We start from the raw sequence: 15333 nt of genomic DNA, 5'->3' as shown, positions 1-15333 counted from the left end.
CGGAAACCCACACGTCCTGACCGGGAACGGACGGTCAATTTCCGTTTCCGCTCGTTCTTTTGGCGGGCGATCAGTAGCCTCAGCTCGAACACCGGAACCCCGGAACCCCGGAAGCCTTGGAGTACTGATGCAGCGTCCCGCCTGGGCCCCGAGGAGCATCGACATCTCGATGCCCAGCGTGGCGCGCATCAACGACTACTTCCTGGGCGGTTCGCACAACTTCGAGGCGGACCGCGAGGCGGCCCGCAGGGCGATGGAGTTCGTCCCCGGGCTGCCGAAGATCATGCAGGCCACCCGGGCGTTCATGCGCCGCGCCGTGCACCACGCGGCGGCCGAGGGGATCACCCAGTTCCTCGACATCGGCTCGGGCCTGCCGACCTCCGGCAACGTCCACGACGTGGCCCGCAGGGCGGTCCAGGGCGCCCGGATCGTGCACGTCGACCACGACGCCGTGGCCGTCGAACACACCCGGGCCGCGCTCGCCGAGGACCCCCGCGCCGACGCCGTCGCGGCCGACCTGCGCGCCCCGGAGTCCATCCTGACCAGCCCTCAGGTCCAAGACCTGCTGGACCTGAGGCGGCCCGTGGCCGTCCTGCTGATTGCGATACTGCACTTCGTGGACGACGAGGACGACCCGTACGGGGCGGTGGCGGCGCTGCGCGACGCCCTCGCGCCCGGCAGCGTCCTCGTCCTCACCCATGCCTCGTTCGAGGGAATCCCGCTGCCGCCCGAACGGGCCGGCGGCGCCGTCGACGTGTACAAGGACATCCGCAACCCGCTGATCATGCGCTCACGAAGCGAGATCGCGCGGTTCTTCGAGGGGTACGACATGGTGGAACCTGGACTGGTGCCGATGCCGCTGTGGCGGCCGGAGACGGCCCCGGAGGACGAGGATCCCTATGCGTTCTGCGGGTTCGCCGGCGTGGGGACCACGGCGTGACGGCCGTGCAGGACGGACCGGAGGACCGACTGCGCCGGTTCGCGACGATCTGGAGCAGAGCCGTCTACCCGGCCACCTCCACCCCCCTCACCCGCCCCGAGTTCGAGGAACTCCTCCTCCCCCTCGCGAGACGCCTGCGTACGGCCCTCCTGGCGCGCTCCTTCGACGCCGCCGAGCCCAAGGCGGTCGGCGCCGCCCTGGTCACCGCGCACTGCACCGACCCGGAGGCCCTCGCCCAGGCACTGGAGTGCGTGGACGCGTACCTGGTGCTGTACTGCGGCGACGACTCGCCCCCGGAGAAGCTCCGCACCCGCTCCTCGCGCCTCCAGCACGCCATCGCCGCCGGCTACGCGCACGCCCTGCGCGAGCGCACCCTCGCCGAGCAGGAGGCCATCGCACAGGCCGCGCTCCAGGCGCAGGGCGTCGTCGCGCAGGCCCTGCACGCGAGCGAGGCCCGCTTCCGCGCGGTCTTCGAGGGCGCCGCCATAGGCATCTGGATCGCCGACCTCGACGGCCACGTCCTGGAGGTCAACGACGCCCTCACCCGCATGTTCGGCGGCTCCGAGCAGGCCGTGCGCAGCCGCAACGTCAAGGAGTGGACGCACGCCGAGGACGCCCCGCAGGTGTGGAAGCTCCACGAGGAGCTGGTGCGCGGCGACCGCGAGCACTACCACACCGAGAAGGCGTTCTACCGGCCCGACGGAACGGTCCTGTGGACCAACCTGACCGTCTCCCTGCTGCGCGACGCCGACGGCGAACCCCGCTACCAGCTCGCCCTGATGGAGGACACCACCGAGCGCCGCCTGCTCAACCTGCGGCTGCGCTACGAGGCCACCCACGACGCCCTCACCGGCCTGCCCAACCGCACGCTGTTCTTCGAACGCCTGGAGAAGATCGTCGCCGCCGGGGACGGCCGCCGCTACGGCCTGTGCTACCTCGACCTCGACGGCTTCAAGACCATCAACGACAGCCTCGGGCACGCCGCCGGCGACCGGCTCCTCGTCGAGATCGCCGACCGCCTCCAGTCCTGCGCGACCGCGCCCGGCGAGATGGTCGCCCGGCTCGGCGGCGACGAGTTCGTGGCGCTCACCACCGGCCCCGACTCCCCGCACGAGGTCGACGAACTCGCCTCCCGCATCATGAACGCCCTCGTCGCACCCGTCCGCATCGACGGCCGCGAACTCACCGTGCGCGGCTCCATCGGCATCGTCGAGGGCGAGGCGGGGGAGCGCAGCGCCGCCGAGGTGCTGCGCAGCGCCGACATCACGATGTACCGGGCCAAGTCGGCGGGCGGCAACCGCTTCGAACTCGCCGACGCGGAGGCCGACGCCCGCGCCATCACCCGGCACGGCCTGACGACCCAGCTGCCCGCCGCCCTGGAGCGCGACGAGTTCTTCATGGAGTACCAGCCGATCGTCCGCCTGGAGGACGGCAGCGTACGCGGCGCCGAGGCCCTCGTCCGCTGGCTGCACCCCCAGCACGGCGTCCTCGGCCCCGACCGCTTCATCCCCCTCGCCGAACACACCGGCCTGATCGTCCCGTTGGGCCGCTGGGTCCTGGAGCAGTCCGTACGGCAGGTACGCGCCTGGCGTGAACGCTGCGCCGAGACCTGGTCCCTGCGCATCAACGTCAACCTCTCGCCGGTCCAGCTCAGCCATCCCGGGCTCGTCCAGGACACGGTGGAGATCCTGGAGCGCGAGGGCATCGGACCCGAGGCGCTCTGCCTCGAAGTCACCGAGTCCGCCCTGATCGGCGCCGACGACGACCTGCTGAAGCCGCTGCGCCAACTCGCCGAGATGGGCGTCGACATCGCCCTCGACGACTTCGGCACCGGCTACTCCAACCTCGCCAACCTGCGCCGCCTCCCGGTCAACATCCTCAAGCTGGACCGCTCGTTCACGCAGGGCATGCAGCAATTCCCGGCCGATCCCGTCGACTTGAAGATCGTCGAGGGCATCGTCACGATGGCCCACAGCCTGGACCTCGCGGTCACGGTCGAGGGCGTCGAGACGGGCGCCCAGGCGGAGCAACTGCGGCTGCTGGGCTGCGACACGGCCCAGGGCTGGTACTACGCGCGACCGGGGCCGCCGGAGAGGCTGAACGAACTGGTGCTGGCGGACGCGACGGGCTGAGCCCCGGCCGATGGCGGCCGGCCGACGGAGGTCAGGTGACGACGGTCGTACGAGATTCTTGTACGACCACCGCCGCGACCTCCTCCGCCACCCGCACCAGCGCCGCCACCGCCGTGGACCGTGACCGCTGCGGCCACGCCACCGCCAGGCCCGACGGGGGCGCGTCCACGACCGGGCGGTACACCACCCCCGGACGGGGATAGCGGGTCGCGACCGACGCCGGGAACAGGGTGAACATCTCGTCGAGGGCGATCAGGGCGAGGACCTGGGCCAGGTCGCGGCCGGGCGCGCGGACCCGGTCGAGGAAGCCGGGCAGGCCGTCGGCGGTCAACTCCAGGTCCGCGAGGGTGACGCGGGCGCTCGCCGCCAGGGGGTGGGTCGCGGCCAGGGCCGCCACCCGGGGTTCCAGGAGGAGGGTCTCCGCATCCAGGCCCGTGCGGTCGTACGGCTCGTGGACGAGGGCCACGTCCGCCTCGCCGGTGCGCAGGAGGCGGGGCTGTTCGTGCCAGGCGCAGAGGCGGACGGTGACCGGGAGGGCGGCCGGGGTGGCGGCGTACCGCGCCAGGAGGGGTTCCAGGAGGCCCGCGTCGCCGTCCGCCTTCACCGCCAGGACCAGCTTCGGGGCGGGGCCGCCGGCCCGGCGGGTGCGGTGGATCGCCGCTTCCAGGGCGTCGAGCGTGTGCCGGGCCTCGGTCAGCAGGACCGTGCCCGCCGGGGTGAGGGCGACGTGGTGGGTGCTGCGTTCGAGGAGGGGGACGCCCAGGTCGCGTTCGAGTTTCGCGATGGCCCGGGAGAGCGGGGGCGGGGAGATGCCGAGGCGGCCGGCGGCCCGGGTGAAGTTGAGTTCCTCGGCCACGGCGACGAAGTAGCGCAGGGCACGGGAATCCATGCGACCCCCTCCAGGCGCTGCCTCTCGCGGCGTCGCCCCCTCGGTGTTGCTTCCTCGGTCTTGCCCTGAGGGTAACAAGCCTGTCCCGAGCGGAACTTCAGTTCCCGGGGCGGCCGGGAGAGGCTCGGGGCATCCCGCAGAGACCCTTTCCCAGGAGCGTTCCGTGATCGTCCTCACCACCCCGACCGGCCAGATCGGCCACCTCGCCCTCGCCGCCCTGCTGAAGACCGGCGCCGACCTCCGCGTCATCGCCCGCGACCCCGCCCGCCTCGCCCCGGAGGTCCGCGACGCGGTGGACGTCGTCCCCGGCTCGCACGCCGACCCGGACGTCCTCGACAAGGCGCTCACCGGAGCCGACCAGGTGTTCTGGCTGGTCCCCCCGACCCCGTCCACCGACACCTACCAGGCCCACTTCGATGCGTTCACCACCCCCCTCACAGAGGCCCTCCAGGGGATACGCCGGGTCGTCACCGTCTCCACCCTCGGCCGTGGCATCGCCCGGGACGCCGGGCTCATCTCCGCGACCCTCGCCATGGACGACGCGATCCGCGCGACCGGCGTCGCACATCGCGCCGTATGCCCGCCGTTCCTGATGGAGAACCTGCTGTGGCAGGCCGACGCGATCCGGGACACCGGGGTGCTGCGGCTGACGGCGGAGAGCGGCGAGGTGCTGCGGACCTGCGCGGTCGCGGACGTCGCCGAGACCTCCGCGCGGCTGCTGCTCGACGAGGCGTGGTCGGGGCAGGAGGACGTCCCGGTCGTCGGCCCGGACGCGCTGACCCCGGAGGGGATGGCCGGGGTGCTCGGGGCGGTCCGGTACGAGCAGCTGACGTTGGAGCAGCAGGCCGAGGGGCTGCGGCGGGCCGGGGTGGCCGACGGCTGGGCGCAGGGGCTGATCGAGATGTACCGGGCCCTCAACGAGCAGGGTTTCTACGGGAGTTCGGCGCCCGGTACCGCCCCCACCAGCCTGCGCGAGTGGGCCGCCGCTCACCTCTCCAGCAGCATCCGCTGAAGCTCCCGCGCCGCCCTCGGGGGAGCCACGTCACTCCGATGGGCGAGCGCGATCGTCCGGTGCAGCCCCGGCCGGGCGAGCGGCGTCACCCGCAGCCCGTGCCCGGACCGGGCCGCGACCATGCGCGGTACGACGGCGACGCCGAGCCCGGCGCGCACGAACCCGAGGACCGCGTCCATCTCGCCGCCCTCGACCGCGAACCCCGGCTCGAACCCGGCGGAATGGCAGGCGGCGACGGTGAGTTCCCGCAGGTCGTAGCCGTGCCGGAACATCACGAGCCGCTCCCCGGCGAGGTCGGCGACCCGGACGGTCCGCTTCCCGCCGCCCGGGCGGGGCGCGTCGAGGGACGACACCACGACCAGGTCCTCCCGCAGCAGCTCGACGGTCGTCAGCGCGGGGGCGGGCGCGGGCAGGGGCAGGACGACGAGCGCGAGGTCGAGGGCACCCCGGGCGAGTTCGCGGATGAGATCGTGCGAACCGCCCTCCTCGATGAGGAGCCGCACCCCGGGATACCGGTCGTGGAAGGCCCGCAGCACGTCCGGCAGCAGCCCCGTGCACAGGCTCGGCGTCGCCCCCAGCCTGACCCGGCCGCCCCTCAACTGCACGAGTTCCTGGACCTCGTACCGCGCGGTCTCCGCGTCCGCGAGGATCCGGCGGGCCAGCGGGAGGAGCGCCTCGCCGGCGTCCGTGAGGGTGATGTTCCCCCGCGCCCGCAGGAAGAGGTCCGCGCCCAGCTCCCGTTCCAGCGCCTTGATCTGTTGCGACAGCGAAGGCTGCGCGACATGGACGATCTCGGCGGCCCGGGTGAAGTGGCGGGTCTCCGCGACGGCGACGAAGTACTGAAGCTGCTGGAACTGCATGATGACACCATAGGCTGCGGCTATGGAATCAAGCTGGACCATGTCTTGGACCGATGGGCCGGTTCCCGCCTAGCGTTCTGAGTCATGGCTCTGGCAACGCGGACGGACCGACGGCCGTCGATGGCGCGCACCGTGTGGGACTCCTCCGTCGGCAAGAAGACCGTGATGGCCGTCAGCGGCCTGATCATGCTCGGCTACCTCGTCGTCCACATGCTCGGCAACCTGAAGATCTTCTTCGGCGCCGGCGAGTTCAACCACTACGCCCACTGGCTGCGCACGATCGGCGAGCCGTTCCTGCACTACGAGTGGGCGCTCTGGCTCATCCGCGTCGTGCTGGTGGCCGCCGTGGTCGCCCACGCGGTCTCCGCCTACCAGCTCAGCCGCCGCGACCTCAAGGCACGGCCCAGCAAGTACGTGCACACCAGGCGCCGGGCGAGCTACGCGACCCGGACCATGCGCTGGGGCGGGATCATCCTCGGCCTGTTCATCGTCTGGCACATCCTCGACCTGACGACCGGCACCGTCCACAGCGGCGGCTTCCAGGAGGGCAGGCCGTACCAGAACGTCGTCGACACCTTCTCCACCTGGTACGGCAACGTCATCTACATCACCGCGATGCTCGCCCTCGGCCTGCACGTCCGGCACGGCTTCTGGGCCGCCGCCCAGACCCTCGGCGCCGGGAGCCGCACCCGCGACCGCGCCCTCAAGACCACGGCAAACGTTCTCGCACTGCTGCTCACGGCCGGTTTCATCGCCGTCCCCGTGGGCGTCATGACCGGAGTGGTGAGCTGACATGACCGACTACCCGAACTACGCGACCGGCTCGCCGCTGGCCGACACCACGGCCCCCGCCGGCCCGATCGCGGAGCGCTGGGACACCCGCCGCTTCGAGGCGAAGCTCGTCAACCCCGCCAACCGCCGCAGACACACGGTGATCGTCGTCGGCACCGGACTCGCCGGGGGCTCGGCGGGCGCGACCCTCGCCGAACAGGGCTACCACGTCGTCCAGTTCTGCTACCAGGACTCCCCGCGCCGCGCCCACTCCATCGCCGCGCAGGGCGGCATCAACGCCGCGAAGAACTACCGCAACGACGGCGACTCCGTCCACCGCCTCTTCTACGACACCGTCAAGGGCGGCGACTTCAGGGCCCGCGAGTCCAACGTCCACCGCCTCGCCCAGATCTCGGTCGAGATCATCGACCAGTGCGTGGCCCAGGGCGTGCCGTTCGCCCGCGAGTACGGCGGACTCCTCGACACCCGGTCCTTCGGCGGCGTCCAGGTCTCCCGCACCTTCTACGCGCGCGGCCAGACCGGGCAGCAACTCCTGCTCGGCGCCTACCAGGCGCTGTCCCGGCAGATCGCCGCCGGGAACGTCGAGATGCACCCCCGCACCGAGATGCTCGACCTGATCGTCATCGACGGGAAAGCGCGCGGGATCGTCGCCCGGGACCTCATCACCGGGCGCGTCGAGACGTACTTCGCCGACGCCGTCGTCCTCGCCAGCGGCGGGTACGGGAACGTCTTCTACCTGTCGACCAACGCGATGAACTCCAACGCGACCGCCGTGTGGCGGGCCCACCGGCGCGGCGCCTACTTCGCCAACCCCTGCTTCACACAGATCCACCCCACCTGCATCCCGCGCACCGGCGACCACCAGTCCAAACTGACCCTGATGAGCGAGTCGTTGCGCAACGACGGGCGGATCTGGGTCCCGAAGGCCAAGGGCGACACGCGGCCCGCACACCGGATCCCCGAGGACGAACGCGACTATTACCTGGAGCGGATCTACCCCTCCTTCGGCAACCTCGTCCCCCGCGACATCGCCTCCCGCGCCGCGAAGAACGTGTGCGACGAGGGGCGCGGCGTCGGGCCCGGCGGGCAGGGGGTGTACCTCGACTTCGCCGACGCCGTGAAACGCATGGGACGCAAGGCAGTTGAGGCGAAGTACGGGAACCTCTTCGACATGTACCAGCGGATCACCGACGAGGATCCGTACGAGGTGCCGATGCGGATCTACCCGGCCGTCCACTACACGATGGGCGGACTGTGGGTCGACTACGACCTCCAGACCACCGTCCCCGGCCTGTTCGCGATCGGCGAGGCCAACTTCTCCGACCACGGGGCGAACCGGCTCGGCGCGTCCGCGCTGATGCAGGGGCTCGCCGACGGGTACTTCGTGCTGCCGGCCACCATCAACGACTACCTCGCGCGCAACCCGCGCCAGAGCGAGGTGACGGCTGAACACCCCGTCGTCCAGGAGGTGTTGGCGGAGACCGAGGACCGGCTCAACCTGCTGCTGTCCGTCGACGGGGACCGCACGCCCGACTCGTTCCACCGCGAACTCGGCGAACTCATGTGGGAGTTCTGCGGGATGGCCCGCAGCGACGCCGGGCTGCGCAAGGCCCTGGAGCGCATCCCCCAGATCCGCGAGGAGTTCTGGCGGCGCATCAAGGTCCCCGGCACCGGTGAGGAGTTCAACCAGTCGCTGGAGAAGGCCAACCGGATCGTCGACTACCTCGAACTCGCCGAGCTGATGTGCCTCGACGCACTGCACCGCGCCGAGTCCTGCGGCGGGCACTTCCGCGAGGAGTCCCAGACACCCGACGGTGAAGCCGCCCGCCACGACGAGGAGTTCGCCTACGCGGCGGCCTGGGAGTTCACCGGCACCGGCGAGGCGCCCACCCTCCACAAGGAAGACCTCGTCTTCGAGTACGTCCACCCCACCCAGCGGAGCTACGCATGAGGCTCACCCTGCGCGTCTGGCGCCAGCGCGGTCCGAAGACCGACGGTGCCATGTCCACCTACGAGGTCGACGAGATCTCCCCCGACATGTCCTTCCTGGAGATGCTCGACACGCTCAACGAGGACCTCATCCTGCGCGGCGAGGAGCCCGTCGCCTTCGACCACGACTGCCGCGAGGGCATCTGCGGCGCCTGCTCGCTCGTCATCAACGGCGACGCGCACGGGCCCGAACGCACCACGACCTGCCAGCTCCACATGCGGTCTTTCGCCGACGGCGACACGATCGACGTCGAACCCTGGCGGGCCTCCGCGTTCCCCGTGATCAAGGACCTCGTCGTCGACCGCTCCGCCTTCGACCGCATCATCCAGGCGGGCGGCTACATCACGGCCCCCACGGGCGCGGCCCCCGAGGCCCACGCGACCCCGGTTCCGAAACCCGACGCCGAGTTCGCCTTTGAACACGCCGAGTGCATCGGCTGCGGGGCCTGCGTCGCCGCCTGCCCCAACGGCGCGGCGATGCTGTTCACCTCGGCCAAGGTCAACCACCTCAACGTCCTCCCGCAGGGCGCCCCCGAACGCGAGACCCGCGTCCTCGACATGGTCACCCAGATGGACGACGAGGGCTTCGGCGGCTGCACCCTGACCGGCGAATGCGCGACAGCCTGCCCCAAGGGCATCCCCCTGGTGTCCATCACCGCGATGAACCGGGAGTGGCTGCGGGCGACACGGAAGTCCGCCAAGAGGTAAGGAGACGTTCGCCGGGAAGAGGCGGACGGGCGGGACCGGGAGTGGTGCTCATCCCCGGTCCCGTCTGGCTTTCCACCGACCGGCGCCCGGCGTTAAACAACCTCACATCCCCACTCCCGGAGTTGGTCACGTACACGCCAACCGGCGTCGGAAGAACAGTCCTCGGCGGCACCGCTCGTCGCCGTTCGCCTGTGAAGTCGGGAGAGAGTCATGACCGGCGTTTCCACGCTCGACCGTCCCCAGCAGCAAGTGGCGCCGATGCGCTATGCCGTGAGCCTGGCGCGTAGTGAGGAGGATGTACGGGCCGCGCAGCGGCTGCGGTACGAGGTGTTCGCGGGGGAGATGGGAGCCCTGCTCGGAGGGGCGGAGGCGGGGCTCGACGCCGACGCCTTCGACGCGTACTGCGACCACCTGCTGGTGCGGGACACCGGGACCGGACAGGTCGTCGGGACGTACCGCCTGCTGCCCCCGGAGCGCGCGGCCGTCGCCGGACGCCTGTACTCCGAGGGCGAGTTCGACCTCTCGCCGCTCGACCCGATCCGTCCGAACCTCGTCGAGGTCGGCCGCTCCTGCGTGCACCCCGAGCACCGCGACGGCGCCGTGATCTCGCTGATCTGGGCCGGCATCGCCCGCTACATGGTGGACCGGGGCCACGAGTGGCTGGCCGGCTGCTGCTCCGTACCCCTCGCCGACGGCGGCAAGCTGGCCGCCGCGACCTGGGACCGGGTGCGGGCGAAGAACCTCGCCCCGGAGGAGTTCCGGGTCCGCCCCCTGCTGCCGTGGGTGCCGAAGGAGGCCGCCGCCACCCCCGAGCGCACCGAACTGCCCGCCCTGCTGCGCGGCTACCTGCGGCTGGGCGCCTGGGTCTGCGGGGAGCCCGCGCACGACCCGGACTTCGGGGTCGCCGACCTGTACGTGCTGCTGTCGATGCGCAAGGTCAACGCCCGCTACCTGCGCCACTTCCTCTCCCTCGTCCCGTCCTGATGAGCGTCTGGCTGCCCAGCGCGCCCTGCACCCCGAGGACGTGCGTCGAGACGGGGCGCTGCGCGCACGTGCGGGGTGCGCCGAGGCTGCTCGCCGTGGTGGGCCTGATCCTCGCCGGGATCGCGGGCTCCTTCGTCGTCCGGTGGCTGCCGGGCGCGCTGGTGCGGGGCTGGGCGCGCGGCGTCGTACGGGCCTCGGGGGTGCGGGTGCGGATCACGGGGGCCGCGCCGCCCGAGGGCGGGCTGCTGGTCGTCGCGAACCACATCTCGTGGCTGGACGTGCCGCTCCTCGCGGCCGTGCGGCCCGCGAAGATGCTCGCGAAGCGGGAGATCCGGCAGTGGCCGGTGGCGGGGCCGATCGCCGCGCGGGCCGCGCTGTTCATCGACCGGGACCGGCTGCGCGCACTGCCGGGCACGGTCGCGCACATCGCGGACGCGCTGCGCGGCGGACAGGCCGTCGCCGTCTTCCCCGAGGGCTCCACCTGGTGCGGGCGCGAGCACGGCCGGTTCCGGCGCGCGGTGTTCCAGGCCGCACTGGACGCGGGGACGCCCGTACAGCCGGTACGGATCCGCTACCGGACGGCCGACGGCCACGACACCACCGCGCCCGCCTTCGTCGGCGACGACTCCCTCCTCACGTCCGTGTGGCGGGTCGTCACCGCGCGCCGCCTGGTCGCCGAGGTCGAGGTGCTGCCGGTCGTGGACCCCGCTGAATATCCCGACCGCAGGTCTCTTGCGAGGGCGGCCGAAGTGGGATCATGAGCGCGTGGATACGGTCCTTGTCACGGGCGGCAGCGGTTTCGTCGCCGCCCATCTGGTACGGGAGTTGCTGGAGCGGGGCTACCGGGTGCACGCCACCGTCCGCAGCCTCACGGCCACCGCGAAGGTCGCCCCGCTCACGGCACTCGGTGAGCAACACCCGGGCGCGCTACGGCTGTTCGAGGCCGACCTCCTGAAAGAGGGCTCCTTCGACGAGGCGGCGCGGGGCTGCTCCGTCGTCTTCCATGTCGCCTCGCCCTTCCTGATGCCGGAGAAGATCAAGGACGGCCGGCGGGACATGGTCGCCCCCGCGCTCACCGGAACACGCAATGTCCTGGGGGCGGTTGAGCGCACGGAGAGCGTCCGCAGGCTCGTCCTCACGTCCACGGTCGGCGCGATCTTCGGCGACTACTCCGACGTACTCACCGACATGAACGGTGAGTTGAGCGAGAAGTACGTCAACTCCAGCAGCACGGTGGCCAACAACCCCTACCACTACGCCAAGACCGTCGCCGAACAGGCCGCTTGGGACGCGTACGGCGCCCAGGACCGCTGGTCCATGGTCGCCGTCAACCCCGGTCTGATCCTCGGCCCCTCCCTCACCCCGGCCTCCGACTCCGGCAGCCTCTTCCTGCTCGACGAGCTGTTCAAGGGGTATTTCTGTTACGGCGCACCGGACTTCAGCTTCACCACGGTCGACGTCCGCGATGTCGCCCTCGCGCACATCGCCGCCGCCGAGAACCCCGACGCGCACGGCCGGTACATCCTCGCCGAGAAGGAGATGACGTCGTTCCACCAGATGGCGACGCTCATCCGACGGCACCACAAAAGCTGGCGGCTGCCGCGAACCGCCTTGCCGCACTGGCCCGTTCGCATCCTCGGGCCCGCCTTCGGGCTCACCCAGGACTACATCCGCAAGCACCTCGGCATCCGGTTCACCGTCGACAACCGGCGCAGCACCGAGGAGTTGGGCATCAGGTACCGGCCGATCGAGGAGACGCTCGTGGACCACTACCGGTCGTGGATGACGTCCGCGAGCCGCCGGTAGGAGTCGAGGAGCGCCGCACGGTCGTACGTACTCGTCGTCACCAGCACCTCCTGCGCCCCCGTCTCCTTGACCAGCCGCTTCAGGCCCTCGGCGACCTGTTCCTCGGTGCCGGCGAGGTGGCCGGCCAGGGCGTCGGTGTAGAAGCCTCGCTGTCTGGCGGTCATCTCGCGGCGCTCGGCGTCCTCGGCGGGCGGGAGGGGCGGGAAGGCGCCGTGCGTGCGGGAGTACGCCGACGACCAGGCTTCCGGGACCAGGATCCGGTGGGCGGCCTCGGGGGTGGCGGCGACGGCGACCGTGCCCGAGATGACGACGTACGGCTCGGCGGCCCAGCGGGAGGGGCGGAACGCCGCGCGGTAGCGGTCGATGCCCGCCAGCATCCTGTCGCGGCTGCGCAGGTCGCCGATGACCATCGGGAGGCCGGCGCGCGCGGCGATGCCGGCGCCCTCGCCCATGGCCAGCACGAACGGCGGCACGCTCAGGCCCTCGGCGGGGCGGGCGTGGACACCGGTCGGGGAGGTGCCCGCGAACCAGCCGAGCAGCTCCTCGATCTGCGCGGCGAAGTCCTCGGCGTCGTCCTTGCCGTGCCCCAGCGCCTTGCGGACCCCGTCCGTGAACCCCACCGACCGGCCGAGCCCCATGTCGATCCGCCCCGGATACAGCGACTCCAGCACCCCGAACTGCTCGGCGACCACCAGCGGCCGGTGGTTCGGCAGCATCACCCCGCCCGTCCCCACCCGGATCGTCCGCGTCGCCCCCGCGACGGCCGCCGCCAGCACGGTCGGCGCGGAACCCGCGACCCCGGGCACCCCGTGGTGCTCCGACACCCAGAACCGGTGATACCCCAGCGCCTCCACGTCCCGCGCCAGCGCGACTGTGTCCCGCAGCGCCTCGGCGGGGGAGTGGCCCTCGCGGGTGCGGGAGCGGTCGAGGACGGAGAAACGCGTTGCTGCCAGAGTCGAGGTCACACAGGGTTCAACGCTGTGCGGCGCGGGAGATTCCTGGTGGGGCGACAGACCGGCGGACGACGAGCTGCGTCCCGAGCACGACATGGTCGTCCCGCCCCCGCTCGTGCGCCTCCCGCAGCGCCAGCCGCACCGCCGTACGCCCCAGTTCCTCGTACGGCACCCGCACGGTCGTCAGACCCGGCGTGAGGTCGGCGGCCACCGGGACGTCGTCGAAACCGATCACCGAGACGTCCTCCGGGACCCGCAGCCCCGCCTCCTTCAGCGCGCCGAGGGCGCCGATCGCGACCATGTCCGTGCCCGCGAAGACGGCCGTGAAGCGGACGCCCGCGCGCAGCGCGTCCCGAGTGCGGAGGTAGCCGGAGGCGCGGGAGAAGGGGCCCGGTACGTCCAGCTCGGCGTCCGGCGTGACGCCGTGCCCGCGCAGCGCCTCCTCGAAACCCGCCCGGCGCTGCTCCGCCGTACTGAAACGGCGCTCCCCGCCCAGGAACAGGATGCGGCGGTGCCCGGCGATCAGCAGGTGCGAGGCGGCCTGGAAGGCGCCCGCGCGGTTGTCGTACTCGACGACCGACGCCGGGATCCCCGGCGCCAGCGGCGGCCGGCCGACCAGCACGAGCCGCGACCCGGCCGCGTCCAGCGCCCGCGCGTACCCGGCCGTACGGCGCCGGTACGCCTCGTCCAGGAACGCGCCCCCGACCAGCAGGACCGCCGCCGCGTGCTGCTGGCGGGCGAGCTGCACGAGCGCGTCCTCGCGGGCCGGGTCGTCGCGCGTCGCGCACACCAGGCTGAGCCGCCCCCGGTCGGCGGCCTCCTGCTCGACCCCGGCGGCGACATGCGCCAGCGAGGGGCCGGTGATGTCCTTCACCACCAGCGCGATCGGGCCCGCGACCTGCCCGGACAGGGCCTTGGCGTGCACGTTCACGACGTAGTGCAGCGCGTCGACGGCGGCCATCACCCGGCGCCGCGTGTCCTGGGACACCGGGTAGTCGCCCGCGAGGGTCCGGGACACGGTCGCCACCGACACGCCCGCCCGCGCGGCGACGTCCCGGATCGTGCTGGGCCGTTGCTTTTCCCTGGTCACGGGCGCTGACGTTACTAGACGCCCGCGCCGGGTCACCCGGGGAGCGGGCGGTCGTCGACGACGTGCTTCATGACGAGCGTCGAGTTGAGCCGCTGGACGCCCGGCAGGGTCGCCAGGCGTTCGTCGTAGAGGCGCTGGTAGGCGGCCAGGTCGGCGGTCACCACGCGCAGCAGGTAGTCGGGGTCGCCGAAGAGGCGCTGCGCCTGGACGACCTGCGGGACGGCGGCGAGGGCCGACTCGAAGTCGGCGACCGTGTCCCGGTCCTCCAGCCGCATCGTGACGAAGACCAGCGCCTCGAAGGCGAGGCCGACCGCCGACGGCTCCACGACCGCGCGGTAGCCCCGGATCGCCCCCGAGCGCTCCAGGTCGCGCAGACGGCGGTGACAGGGCGAGACGCTGAGCCGCACCCGCGCGGCGAGTTCGGTGATCGTCAGACGGCCGTCGAGCTGGAGCTCGGTAAGAATCTTCCGGTCTATGGCATCCACGGGGAGATTCTCCCCCTGAATGGCCACTGGCGCGGAAAAGACGGGAACATGTTCGGGCCTTTCGTTCCTAATCTTCCCCGCATGGATATATCGACGGTCGCCGCCTTCCTCGCGGTCGACCTGCTGCTCGTGTTCACGCCGGGCGCGGACTGGGCGTACGCCATCTCCGCCGGGCTGCGCGAACGCGCGCTGGTGCCCGCCGTCGCCGGGCTGGTCACGGGGTACGTCGGCTATACGGTGCTCGCGGTCGCCGGGCTCGTCGTGGTCGTCGCGAGTTCGACGGCTCTGCTGACCGGGTTGACCGTCGCCGGGGCCGGGTACCTGATGTGGCTCGGGTGGGGTGTGCTGTCCCGGCCCGCCGTCGTGGGCGCCTCGGAGACGGTCGCCGACTCGCCCGGGCGGATCCTCCTCAAGGGGGCCGGGATCAGCGGGCTCAACCCCAAGGCGCTGCTGCTGTACTTCTCGCTGTTCCCGCAGTTCATCGACGCGGGCTCGGGGTGGCCGGTCGCCGCGCAGACCGGGCTGTTCGGGGTGCTGCACACGACGGCGTGCGCGGTCGTCTACCTCGGCGTGGGGCTGTTCGCCGGGGCCGTGCTGCGGACACGGCCGGCGGCGGCGCGCGTGGTGACGCGGATCTCGGGCGTGCTGATGGTGGTGATCGGCGGGGTGCTGCTGGTGGAGCAGCTTTCCTGA

The 15333-nt window shown here is 71.9% G+C and carries 15 protein-coding genes; 10 read left to right on the top strand and 5 right to left on the bottom strand.

What is annotated here, in order from left to right:
• Positions 1–127 precede the first annotated feature (127 nt).
• Positions 128–940: an SAM-dependent methyltransferase gene (locus ACLZOT_RS40555; protein ID WP_416974208.1), complete on the top strand. Its 813-nt coding sequence runs from the start codon at positions 128–130 to the stop codon at positions 938–940.
• A complete protein-coding gene (locus tag ACLZOT_RS40550) occupies positions 937–3072 on the top strand; it encodes a putative bifunctional diguanylate cyclase/phosphodiesterase (protein ID WP_416974207.1) in 2136 nt (711 codons plus the stop codon). The genes ACLZOT_RS40555 and ACLZOT_RS40550 overlap by 4 nt, the downstream gene beginning before the upstream one ends.
• 31 nt (positions 3073–3103) lie before the next feature.
• On the opposite strand, the gene ACLZOT_RS40545 is transcribed toward ACLZOT_RS40550, so the two are convergent.
• Positions 3104–3961, bottom strand: coding sequence for a LysR family transcriptional regulator (locus ACLZOT_RS40545; RefSeq protein ID WP_416974206.1), 858 nt, complete (start codon positions 3959–3961; stop codon positions 3104–3106).
• A gap of 163 nt (positions 3962–4124) precedes the next feature.
• On the opposite strand from ACLZOT_RS40545, the gene ACLZOT_RS40540 reads away from it, so the two are divergent.
• Positions 4125–4973: an NAD(P)H-binding protein gene (locus tag ACLZOT_RS40540; RefSeq protein WP_416974205.1), complete on the top strand. Its 849-nt coding sequence runs from the start codon at positions 4125–4127 to the stop codon at positions 4971–4973.
• On the opposite strand, the gene ACLZOT_RS40535 is transcribed toward ACLZOT_RS40540, so the two are convergent.
• Positions 4949–5833 carry a LysR family transcriptional regulator gene (locus ACLZOT_RS40535; protein ID WP_416974204.1) on the bottom strand — a complete coding sequence of 295 codons (885 nt, stop codon included), beginning with the start codon at positions 5831–5833 and terminating at the stop codon, positions 4949–4951. The genes ACLZOT_RS40540 and ACLZOT_RS40535 overlap by 25 nt on opposite strands.
• 120 nt (positions 5834–5953) lie before the next feature.
• On the opposite strand from ACLZOT_RS40535, the gene ACLZOT_RS40530 reads away from it, so the two are divergent.
• The 6 genes from ACLZOT_RS40530 (at position 5954) to ACLZOT_RS40505 (ending at position 12112) form a co-directional block, all read left to right on the top strand.
• The gene (locus ACLZOT_RS40530) at positions 5954–6625 is read left to right on the top strand and encodes a succinate dehydrogenase (RefSeq protein WP_416974265.1); all 672 of its coding nucleotides are present in this window, start codon (positions 5954–5956) and stop codon (positions 6623–6625) included.
• Position 6626: 1 nt separating this feature from the next.
• Positions 6627–8576 (top strand): fumarate reductase/succinate dehydrogenase flavoprotein subunit, encoded by a 1950-nt coding sequence (locus ACLZOT_RS40525; RefSeq protein ID WP_416974203.1) that lies wholly within the window; start codon positions 6627–6629, stop codon positions 8574–8576.
• The gene (locus ACLZOT_RS40520; RefSeq protein ID WP_416974202.1) at positions 8573–9322 is read left to right on the top strand and encodes a succinate dehydrogenase/fumarate reductase iron-sulfur subunit; all 750 of its coding nucleotides are present in this window, start codon (positions 8573–8575) and stop codon (positions 9320–9322) included. The genes ACLZOT_RS40525 and ACLZOT_RS40520 overlap by 4 nt, the downstream gene beginning before the upstream one ends.
• Positions 9323–9532: 210 nt before the next feature.
• Positions 9533–10306 (top strand): GNAT family N-acetyltransferase, encoded by a 774-nt coding sequence (locus ACLZOT_RS40515; protein ID WP_416974201.1) that lies wholly within the window; start codon positions 9533–9535, stop codon positions 10304–10306.
• On the top strand, positions 10306–11067 hold the full coding sequence (locus ACLZOT_RS40510) for a lysophospholipid acyltransferase family protein (RefSeq protein WP_416974200.1): 762 nt from the start codon (positions 10306–10308) through the stop codon (positions 11065–11067). The genes ACLZOT_RS40515 and ACLZOT_RS40510 overlap by 1 nt, the downstream gene beginning before the upstream one ends.
• A 4-nt stretch (positions 11068–11071) precedes the next feature.
• The gene (locus ACLZOT_RS40505) at positions 11072–12112 is read left to right on the top strand and encodes an NAD-dependent epimerase/dehydratase family protein (RefSeq protein ID WP_416974199.1); all 1041 of its coding nucleotides are present in this window, start codon (positions 11072–11074) and stop codon (positions 12110–12112) included.
• Here ACLZOT_RS40505 and ACLZOT_RS40500 read toward each other — a convergent pair.
• The 3 genes from ACLZOT_RS40500 to ACLZOT_RS40490 are packed head-to-tail and all read right to left on the bottom strand — an operon-like array spanning position 12076 to position 14640.
• Positions 12076–13077, bottom strand: coding sequence for an LLM class flavin-dependent oxidoreductase (locus ACLZOT_RS40500; protein WP_416974198.1), 1002 nt, complete (start codon positions 13075–13077; stop codon positions 12076–12078). The genes ACLZOT_RS40505 and ACLZOT_RS40500 overlap by 37 nt on opposite strands.
• Before the next feature lie 7 nt (positions 13078–13084).
• Positions 13085–14155 (bottom strand): LacI family DNA-binding transcriptional regulator, encoded by a 1071-nt coding sequence (locus ACLZOT_RS40495; protein ID WP_416974197.1) that lies wholly within the window; start codon positions 14153–14155, stop codon positions 13085–13087.
• A 32-nt stretch (positions 14156–14187) separates the two neighbouring features.
• Positions 14188–14640, bottom strand: a complete 453-nt coding sequence (locus ACLZOT_RS40490) for an Lrp/AsnC family transcriptional regulator (RefSeq protein WP_416974196.1) — start codon at positions 14638–14640, stop codon at positions 14188–14190.
• Between the two features lie 81 nt (positions 14641–14721).
• Here ACLZOT_RS40490 and ACLZOT_RS40485 point away from each other — a divergent pair, with 81 nt between their 5' ends.
• Positions 14722–15333 (top strand): LysE family translocator, encoded by a 612-nt coding sequence (locus ACLZOT_RS40485; RefSeq protein ID WP_416974195.1) that lies wholly within the window; start codon positions 14722–14724, stop codon positions 15331–15333.

Source organism: Streptomyces sp. 4F14 (assembly GCF_048159485.1).
GTDB lineage: Bacteria > Actinomycetota > Actinomycetes > Streptomycetales > Streptomycetaceae > Streptomyces.
Note: the sequence above shows the minus strand (reverse complement) of the source record. Positions and strands in the feature narration are given on the sequence as shown.

Excerpts from the sequence above, each read along its gene's own strand:
- ACLZOT_RS40555 (WP_416974208.1), top strand. The coding sequence starts at position 128 with ATGCAGCGTCCCGCCTGGGCCCCGAGGAGCATCGACATCTCGATGCCC.
- ACLZOT_RS40545 (WP_416974206.1), bottom strand. The coding sequence starts at position 3,961 with ATGGATTCCCGTGCCCTGCGCTACTTCGTCGCCGTGGCCGAGGAACTC.
- ACLZOT_RS40535 (WP_416974204.1), bottom strand. The coding sequence starts at position 5,833 with ATGCAGTTCCAGCAGCTTCAGTACTTCGTCGCCGTCGCGGAGACCCGC.
- ACLZOT_RS40530 (WP_416974265.1), top strand. The coding sequence starts at position 5,954 with ATGGCGCGCACCGTGTGGGACTCCTCCGTCGGCAAGAAGACCGTGATG.
- ACLZOT_RS40525 (WP_416974203.1), top strand. The coding sequence starts at position 6,627 with ATGACCGACTACCCGAACTACGCGACCGGCTCGCCGCTGGCCGACACC.
- ACLZOT_RS40520 (WP_416974202.1), top strand. The coding sequence starts at position 8,573 with ATGAGGCTCACCCTGCGCGTCTGGCGCCAGCGCGGTCCGAAGACCGAC.
- ACLZOT_RS40515 (WP_416974201.1), top strand. The coding sequence starts at position 9,533 with ATGACCGGCGTTTCCACGCTCGACCGTCCCCAGCAGCAAGTGGCGCCG.
- ACLZOT_RS40510 (WP_416974200.1), top strand. The coding sequence starts at position 10,306 with ATGAGCGTCTGGCTGCCCAGCGCGCCCTGCACCCCGAGGACGTGCGTC.
- ACLZOT_RS40485 (WP_416974195.1), top strand. The coding sequence starts at position 14,722 with ATGGATATATCGACGGTCGCCGCCTTCCTCGCGGTCGACCTGCTGCTC.